Below are 7475 nucleotides of genomic sequence, written 5' to 3' on the forward strand. Positions count from 1 at the left end.
CAAACGGAAAATGCGCCTAGTTTCCGAGAAAATCTGCTTTATACGCATCGAGGCTTATCTGGTCCAGCTATTTTGCAAATATCCAGTTATTGGCAAAAAGGTAACCCTATTTACGTTGATTATCTTCCGGATTTAGCCACCGACTTTCTGTTACAAGAAAAGCAACAGCGCCCGCGACAAACCCTAGTAAGTATTCTCAAACGACATTTACCCAGTAAATTAGCAGAATATTTTTCAGTGAATTATCCTGAATCCTTACAGCATTATAGTAATGCTTGTTTACAAAAATTATCAAAACAGTTGCATTCTACTCAATTTTATCCCAGCGGAACGGAAGGCATGAAGAAAGCAGAGGTTAGCACGGGTGGTATTGATACACGTCAACTCAATCCGCGAACATTCGAGATAAAATCTCACTTAGGCTTATATGCCATTGGTGAAGCGGTCGATGTAACCGGTTGGTTAGGTGGATATAATTTCCAATGGGCATGGTCATCTGCTTGGTGTTGTGCGCAAGCCTTATCTCGTTACCAAGCCCCTTAATCTTTAATCTATTATTTTATGAATCATACACAACGTCTTATTAAGCGTGTCAGTTTGGCTTCTGTTAGTTTAGCAGTTAGTCTAGCGATTTTAAAAATTTGGGCATGGTGGCTAACCGATTCTGTGAGCTTATTAGCATCGCTCATGGACTCTGCTACCGATATTCTCGCAAGTGGAATCAATTTATTTGCTGTGCGATATGCCATGATTGATGCAGATGATAATCATCATTATGGTCATGGTAAAGCAGAAAGCCTTTCTGCACTTGCACAAGGTATGTTTATTGCTGGTTCTTCTATTTTCCTGATTGTGAATGCCTTTCCTCGACTTTTTACGCCACAAGTGTTACATCATGATTTTGCTGGGATTGTGGTGATGATCATTTCAATACTAGGCACCCTTGCTTTAGTTTGCTATCAGCGTCATATTCTTAAATTTATTGATTCCCAATCTGTCCGTGCAGATAGCTTGAATTATTTAAATGATTTATTAACCAATTGTGGCGTTCTTTTTGCACTCATTTTTTCATCTCTATTAGGTTGGACCATTGCTGACCCTGTCTTTGCGATTATTGTTGCATTTTGGATGTTACGGGGCGTGTGGATAATTTTAAAAGAAGCAATTGCGACTTTAATGGATGTTGCACTTCCAGTAGAAGAAATGCAGCAGATTGAAAGAGCAATTGACAGCGTTTCTGGTCATTTGGGCGCACATTTACTTCGTGCGCGTCGAAGTGGGCAATGGCGAATTATTGATATGCACTTAGAATTTGATGACCACATATCGCTTACTGAAGCGCATGAAATTAACGACCATGTTGAAGAAGCCATTTCAAAATGCTTCGCTGGACCTTGCGAAATTATGATACATCTAGAACCCGTAAGCGTTGCCTATGTTGACCGATTCAAAATTGGCGTGGGTACGCAATAGTATTAAAAATGACCGACCGACTAAAAAATTAGCCGCTCGGTCAATCAAATTTTATATAGCAGGACTCCCAAAAATGCATGCTGTACTTGGAGATAGGGTGTTGTTTTCAAAGTCGATATTGAGTTAAAGATGTATGCATTTTTTGGGAAGTTGGCTATAACGCATGCCAATTGGTTTTCACCAAAGCTTTTACCTCATCCCCACGACCATTCATAATGGCTTTTAGCATAAATAAGCTGAAGCCTTTCATTTGTTCCAATTTAATTTTTGGTGGAATGATCAGCTCTTGTTTGGCTGTGCGAACATCTAAAACTGTAGGACCATCATGTGATAAAGCTGCTTTAATCGCATTTGGTAGTTCACTGCTCTTTTCCACACGCCATGCAGCAATGCCTACGGCTTCAGCCATTTTGGCGAAATTAGGATTTTCTAAATCTGTTGCGCTGTCTAAATAACCCGCTGCTTTCATTTCCATCGCAACAAAGCCAAGCGTGCCATTATTAAAAATGACGACTTTGACGGGTAAATTTAACTGTTTTAAGCTAAGCAAGTCACCCATCATCATGGTAAAGCCGCCATCGCCTGATAGAGAAATCACTTGTCGATGGGTATCAACGGCTTGTGCGCCTAAAGCTTGTGTCATTGCATTTGCCATAGAACCATGGTTAAAAGAGCCGATTAAGCGCCGTTTACCATTCATTTTTAGATAGCGGGCAGACCAAACCGTTGGTGTTCCGACATCTGCCGTGAAAATAGCGTCTTCCGAAGCTGCTTCAGAAATCAATTTTGTTAAATACTGAGGATGAATAGGTTCATCATCTTTTGTGGGTATGGCTAAATCATCTAAAGATTTCCGACTATCAGCATAATGTGCTTTGGCTTTTTTCAAGAAATGATTGGATTGATGACCGGTTAATTTTGGCAGCAATTCTGTTAAAACTTCTCTGACATCACCAACAATGCCTTGCGTTAGCGCAACGCGTTTGCCCAATACGCCAACATCTATATCAATCTGATAAACCTTAGCTTTCTCAGGATAAAATGCACGATAGGGAAAATCTGTTCCGAGCATTAAAATGGTTTCGCTATTCATCAGAGCATGATAGCCACTAGAAAAGCCGATAAAGCCCGTCATCCCAACATCATTTGGACTATCAAATTCTACAAATTCCTTGCCGCGTAAAGCATGCACAATAGGGGCTTTTAATTTATCTGCAACAGCCATCAATTCCTTATGTGCACCTGCACAGCCAGCACCTGCTAAAATCGTAATATTTTCTGCCTGATTTAAACCATCTGCAAGTGCGGTAATTTCTTGCGGTTGTGGCACGATGCGTGGCAAGACAGGTTTTACCCAATGAGTAGACGCATTTTCTGGTGCTGGTAGAACAGAAACATCGCCGGGTAACACAATTACAGCGACACCTTTCTTCCCAACAGCCGTATTCATTGCGCGAAATAATACTTCTGGTAGCTGTTTAGGATTAGTCACCATTTCGCAAAAATAGCTACATTCTTGAAATAAATTTTGCGGATGGGTTTCCTGAAAATATCCTAAACCAATTTCAGAAGACGGAATATGCGATGCAATCGCTAGAACAGGAGAGTGGTTTCGATGACAGTCAAATAATCCATTGATTAAATGTAAATTTCCGGGTCCACAGCTGCCTGCGCAAACCGATAATTCACCGCTAATAGTGGCTTCAGCGCCAGATGCAAATGCTGCCGTTTCCTCATGACGAACGTGCATAAACTCAATTTTACCATTACGCCTTAACGCATCATTGATGCCGTTTAAGCTATCACCAGTAATTCCCCAAATTCGCTTTACACCAGCATTAGCTAATATCTCTACCAGCAAATCAGCAATAGAATGACTCATATTTACCTCCACACATACATGACTTGCCTGCTTTATCCAAATAATTGAGCATAAAAGCAGCACTTTTAATCGCTTCCTGCGACCTTTTGGCATTATAGCGCTAAGAAAATCAGGAAAATAAAGAAATATAATGCTTAATCACTTTTGGTAAAACTCAAAACGTCTTTAATCTGGTTTCTTAGCTTTCAAGTATTAGCCATCACCGCATAAAGAAAGTAAAATAAGACAATTTATTCACATGCCTTATCACGGCATTATTAAGATTTAAGGAGTTATCATGGTTGCCATTACCTTACCGGACGGCAGTATTAAATCATTTGACGGTGAAACCAATGGAGCAGAAATCGCCGCTTCCATTGGCGCGGGGCTTGCAAAAGCTGCAATTGCTGTTCGTGTGAATGGAACGCTGCGCGATTTGAGCGATAGCATCAAAGAAGATGCTGACGTTTCCATTATTACCGATAAAGACGAAGAGGGCGTGGAAATTATCCGCCACTCTACCGCGCACCTTCTAGGACATGCCTTAAAACAACTTTATCCAAACGCTAAAATGGTGATTGGACCAATCATTGAAAACGGCTTTTATTATGACATTGACAGCGAACATCGTTTTTCACCAGATGACCTTGCTACCTTAGAAAAACGCATGGCAGAACTTGCGGCAACCAAATACACCGTTAAAAAAGTATGGACACCTGTCGCTGAAGCACGCAAAACCTTCGAAGATAGAAACGAAGACTTCAAAATCCGCTTAATTGATGACTTTGACGACAGTGTTAAAGAAGTTGGGTTGTATCATCATGAAGAATACATTGATATGTGTCGCGGACCTCACGTTCCAGACATGGGCAAAATCAAAGCCTTTAAACTAACCAAACTATCTGGTTCTTATTGGCGTGGAGATGCGCAAGGTGAACCGTTACAGCGAATTTATGGCGTTGCTTTCCGCAACAAAAAAGAGCTAGACACCTACCTTGAGCAACTAGCGGAAGCCGAAAAACGTGACCACCGCAAAATTGGCAAACAACAGGACCTTTTCCATCTACAAGAAGAAGCGCCTGGAATGGTCTTTTGGCATACCAAAGGTTGGACCATCTATCGCGAAATTGAAAACTACATGCGTCAAAAACTCCGCAAATACGGTTATCAAGAAGTTCAAGGTCCTCAAATCTTAGACCGAAGCTTATGGGAAAAATCTGGACATTGGGACAAATTTGGCGGAAACATGTTTACCTGCTGCATTGATGAACACGACTATGCAGTAAAACCCATGAACTGCCCAGGGCATGTACAAATCTTTAATCAGGGACTACGTAGCTATCGAGAATTGCCTATTCGATACGCGGAATTTGGCGTTTGTCACCGCAACGAACCGTCAGGCACCTTACACGGCATTATGCGTGTACGTCGATTTGTTCAAGATGATGGACATATTTTCTGCACACGTAGTCAAATTCGTAGCGAAATTGGGCTTTGCTGCCAAATGATTTACGAAGTCTACAAAGACTTTGGCTTTACAGAAGTCGAACTCGCGCTCTCTACTCGCCCAGAAAAACGTGTCGGCTCAGATGAAATATGGGATGAAGCCGAAGCTGACCTAAAATCCGCCCTAGAAACACAGGGATTAACCTATCGCTTACAACCCGGTGAAGGCGCATTTTATGGACCTAAAATCGAATTTACCTTGCGAGACAGTATCGGTCGACGTTGGCAATGTGGCACCATTCAGCTAGACTTTTCAATGCCTGGACGCTTAGGTGCTGAATATGTGGACGAAAATGGTGAGAAACAAATACCTGTTATGATTCACCGTGCAGTGCTTGGCTCATTAGAACGTTTTATTGGTATCTTAATTGAGCAACACGCTGGTTGGTTACCTGTATGGCTTTCGCCTATACAAGCAGTTGTCATGCCGATTACCGATGCACAAGCCGATTACGTTAGCGAAATTCAGCAAGAACTCGAAAAATCTGGCATTCGCGTCGAAAAAGATTTGCGTAATGAGAAGATTAACTATAAAATCCGCGAGCATACTTTGCAACGCGTTCCCTTTATGTTGGTTGCAGGTGAGCGAGAAAAAGCCGCCCACACCGTATCGGTGCGCACACGCGAAGGAAAAGATTTAGGCGTTATGCCAGTAACAGAAATTACACAGCATATTCGCCAACTTATTGAAAACAAATCACAGGAGATTAGCAATAGCTAAGCAAAACGAAACGCGGGTCAATGAGGAAATCCGCGAGTCAGAAGTTCGTCTGATTGATGCCGATGGTGAACAACGCGGTGTTGTATCAATAGAAGAAGCCTTGGAAGCTGCCTATGAACAAGATTTAGACCTTGTGGAAGTTGCTGCGAATGCAAAGCCCGTGGTCTGTCGAATCATGGATTATGGAAAGTACCGCTTTGAATTGCAGAAAAAACAACAAGAAGCGCGTAAAAACCAAAAACGCATCCAAGTGAAAGAGATTAAATTCCGTCCTGGGACGGACGAGGGAGACTACCAGGTCAAACTACGCAACCTGAACCGTTTCCTTGAGGGTGGGGATAAAGCCAAAGTTACTGTTCGCTTCCGCGGACGGGAAATGGCTCACCAAGATCTCGGTCGTGAACTGCTTAATCGCATTGAAAAAGACCTTGCAGAGGTTGGAGTGGTTGAGCAAAAAGCAGGCATGGAAGGTCGCCAAATGGTGATGGTTCTTGCCCCTGTAAAAAAATAGCGACAATATCCCCGTGTAAAGCTAACGCCGCTAGAAATTAGCGGCACAAATATCAATTATGGCAAAACAATGCGGAGTCTATTATGCCTAAAATGAAAACACACAGAGGCGCAGCAAAACGCTTCAAAAAAACCAAAAATGGTTACAAAGTTGGTCATTCACATGTGCGTCATATCCTGACCAAAAAATCAACCAAGCGTAAGCGTGGTTTGCGTGGCACCATGCAAGTGCATGAGGCTGATATTAAAGCAGTTAAGCAAATGATTGGTTAAGGTTAAGGAGAAAACACATGGCAAGAGTAAAACGTGGTGTTCAAGCCCGTGCCCGTCACAAAAAAGTCTTAAAAGCAGCAAAAGGTTACTATAACGCTCGTCGTAAAGTTTTCCGCGTAGCGAACCAAGCGGTTATCAAAGCAGGACAATACGCTTATCGCGACCGTAAAGCGAAAAAACGTCAATTCCGTCAATTATGGATTATCCGTATTAACGCTGGCGCTCGCCAACACGGATTGTCTTATAGTCGTTTCATCAATGGCTTGAAAAAAGCAGGTATTGCGATTGACCGTAAAATCTTAGCTGAATTAGCGGTTTATGATAAAGCAGTCTTCGCTGTTTTAGCAGAAAAAGCACAAGCTGCACTATAATTTTATACTTAAATTAGTATTGATAAAAAACGGCTATTTATTAGTCGTTTTTTGTTTGATTAAAATGAGACCTTTGCAAAGAAACTAAAATCCTTATAATTTCCGCTATAGCTAAATATCTTTAACTCGCTTTTTGTCGTACTATAGTGAAAGTGAAAAGCTATTAGTAGAATAGTTACAGTGTTAAAGTAGATGAATAAAGTAAGCACACATACTATTACTGGAATAGCGATTTAATTTCTGTGACTCTTTTATTAGCCTTTGACTATATCTGAGTATATAACACTATCAAGCGCTATTTTACCGAGAATAACACCTTGCAAGGTCTTTTTCCTGCAGCCGGGAATTATCTCAGTATAGACACGACCTTATCTTTCAAAGATACCAAAAATGGGTTGTTTTAAAGTCCCACGACCACGTTTATAGCTAAAAAACTAGATATAACATACCCTATAGATTTACACATCTTTACTCATATGCGTCCCTATTCATTAGAACTCAGGAAAAAAGTAATCGCAAAACTAGCAGAAGGCTATTCGGTTCGTCAGGTAGCCAATAACTTTGGTATCTATTTCACTCCTGCTCAGAAGTGGAAAATGCGTGATTGCCTTTAGCCTACTAAAAGAACAAGAACTTCTTATTCTTACAAAATAGACTTCAAAACCCTAATGGCTAGTGTAGAGTACTATCCAGATGCTTATCAACATGAGCATGCCCAGCGTTTTCATTGCTCACAGACAGCTATTCACAAAGCATTGAA

General features: G+C 41.3%; 7 protein-coding genes and 1 pseudogene. 6 read left to right on the top strand and 2 right to left on the bottom strand.

Features of this window, described 5'->3' with window-relative positions:
• Positions 1 to 543 (top strand): NAD(P)/FAD-dependent oxidoreductase (locus tag A5N85_RS10255; protein WP_211268154.1); only part of this gene is annotated, 543 nt, incomplete at its 5' end.
• Between the two features lie 18 nt (positions 544 to 561).
• Positions 562 to 1473 carry a cation diffusion facilitator family transporter gene (locus A5N85_RS10260; RefSeq protein ID WP_072577143.1) on the top strand — a complete coding sequence of 304 codons (912 nt, stop codon included), beginning with the start codon at positions 562 to 564 and terminating at the stop codon, positions 1471 to 1473.
• A 154-nt stretch (positions 1474 to 1627) separates the two neighbouring features.
• Here the strand turns inward: A5N85_RS10260 and poxB are convergent, their stop codons facing one another.
• Positions 1628 to 3355 carry a ubiquinone-dependent pyruvate dehydrogenase gene (gene poxB / locus A5N85_RS10265; protein WP_072577144.1) on the bottom strand — a complete coding sequence of 576 codons (1728 nt, stop codon included), beginning with the start codon at positions 3353 to 3355 and terminating at the stop codon, positions 1628 to 1630.
• A gap of 277 nt (positions 3356 to 3632) precedes the next feature.
• Here poxB and thrS point away from each other — a divergent pair, with 277 nt between their 5' ends.
• The 4 genes from thrS (at position 3633) to rplT (ending at position 6715) form a co-directional block, all read left to right on the top strand.
• On the top strand, positions 3633 to 5561 hold the full coding sequence (thrS, locus tag A5N85_RS10270; RefSeq protein ID WP_072577145.1) for a threonine--tRNA ligase: 1929 nt from the start codon (positions 3633 to 3635) through the stop codon (positions 5559 to 5561).
• Entirely contained in the window at positions 5527 to 6072 is a 546-nt protein-coding gene (gene infC, locus A5N85_RS10275; protein WP_072577146.1) for a translation initiation factor IF-3, read from the top strand. The genes thrS and infC overlap by 35 nt, the downstream gene beginning before the upstream one ends.
• Positions 6073 to 6155: 83 nt before the next feature.
• Positions 6156 to 6344, top strand: coding sequence for a 50S ribosomal protein L35 (gene rpmI / locus A5N85_RS10280; RefSeq protein WP_072577147.1), 189 nt, complete (start codon positions 6156 to 6158; stop codon positions 6342 to 6344).
• Positions 6345 to 6361: 17 nt separating this feature from the next.
• On the top strand, positions 6362 to 6715 hold the full coding sequence (gene rplT, locus A5N85_RS10285) for a 50S ribosomal protein L20 (RefSeq protein WP_072577148.1): 354 nt from the start codon (positions 6362 to 6364) through the stop codon (positions 6713 to 6715).
• A gap of 257 nt (positions 6716 to 6972) precedes the next feature.
• Here the strand turns inward: rplT and A5N85_RS10290 are convergent.
• Positions 6973 to 7137 (bottom strand): annotated as a pseudogene (locus A5N85_RS10290) (IS1595 family transposase); the annotation flags it as partial.
• Positions 7138 to 7475: the final 338 nt, after the last annotated feature.

This window comes from Suttonella ornithocola (genome assembly GCF_001889065.1).
In the GTDB taxonomy this organism is placed as follows: domain Bacteria; phylum Pseudomonadota; class Gammaproteobacteria; order Cardiobacteriales; family Cardiobacteriaceae; genus Suttonella_A; species Suttonella_A ornithocola.

What these genes read in the sequence shown, in the direction of transcription:
- poxB (WP_072577144.1), bottom strand. Translation starts at nt 3,355, where the DNA reads ATGAGTCATTCTATTGCTGATTTGCTGGTAGAGATATTAGCTAATGCT.
- rpmI (WP_072577147.1), top strand. Translation starts at nt 6,156, where the DNA reads ATGCCTAAAATGAAAACACACAGAGGCGCAGCAAAACGCTTCAAAAAA.
- thrS (WP_072577145.1), top strand. Translation starts at nt 3,633, where the DNA reads ATGGTTGCCATTACCTTACCGGACGGCAGTATTAAATCATTTGACGGT.
- A5N85_RS10260 (WP_072577143.1), top strand. Translation starts at nt 562, where the DNA reads ATGAATCATACACAACGTCTTATTAAGCGTGTCAGTTTGGCTTCTGTT.
- rplT (WP_072577148.1), top strand. Translation starts at nt 6,362, where the DNA reads ATGGCAAGAGTAAAACGTGGTGTTCAAGCCCGTGCCCGTCACAAAAAA.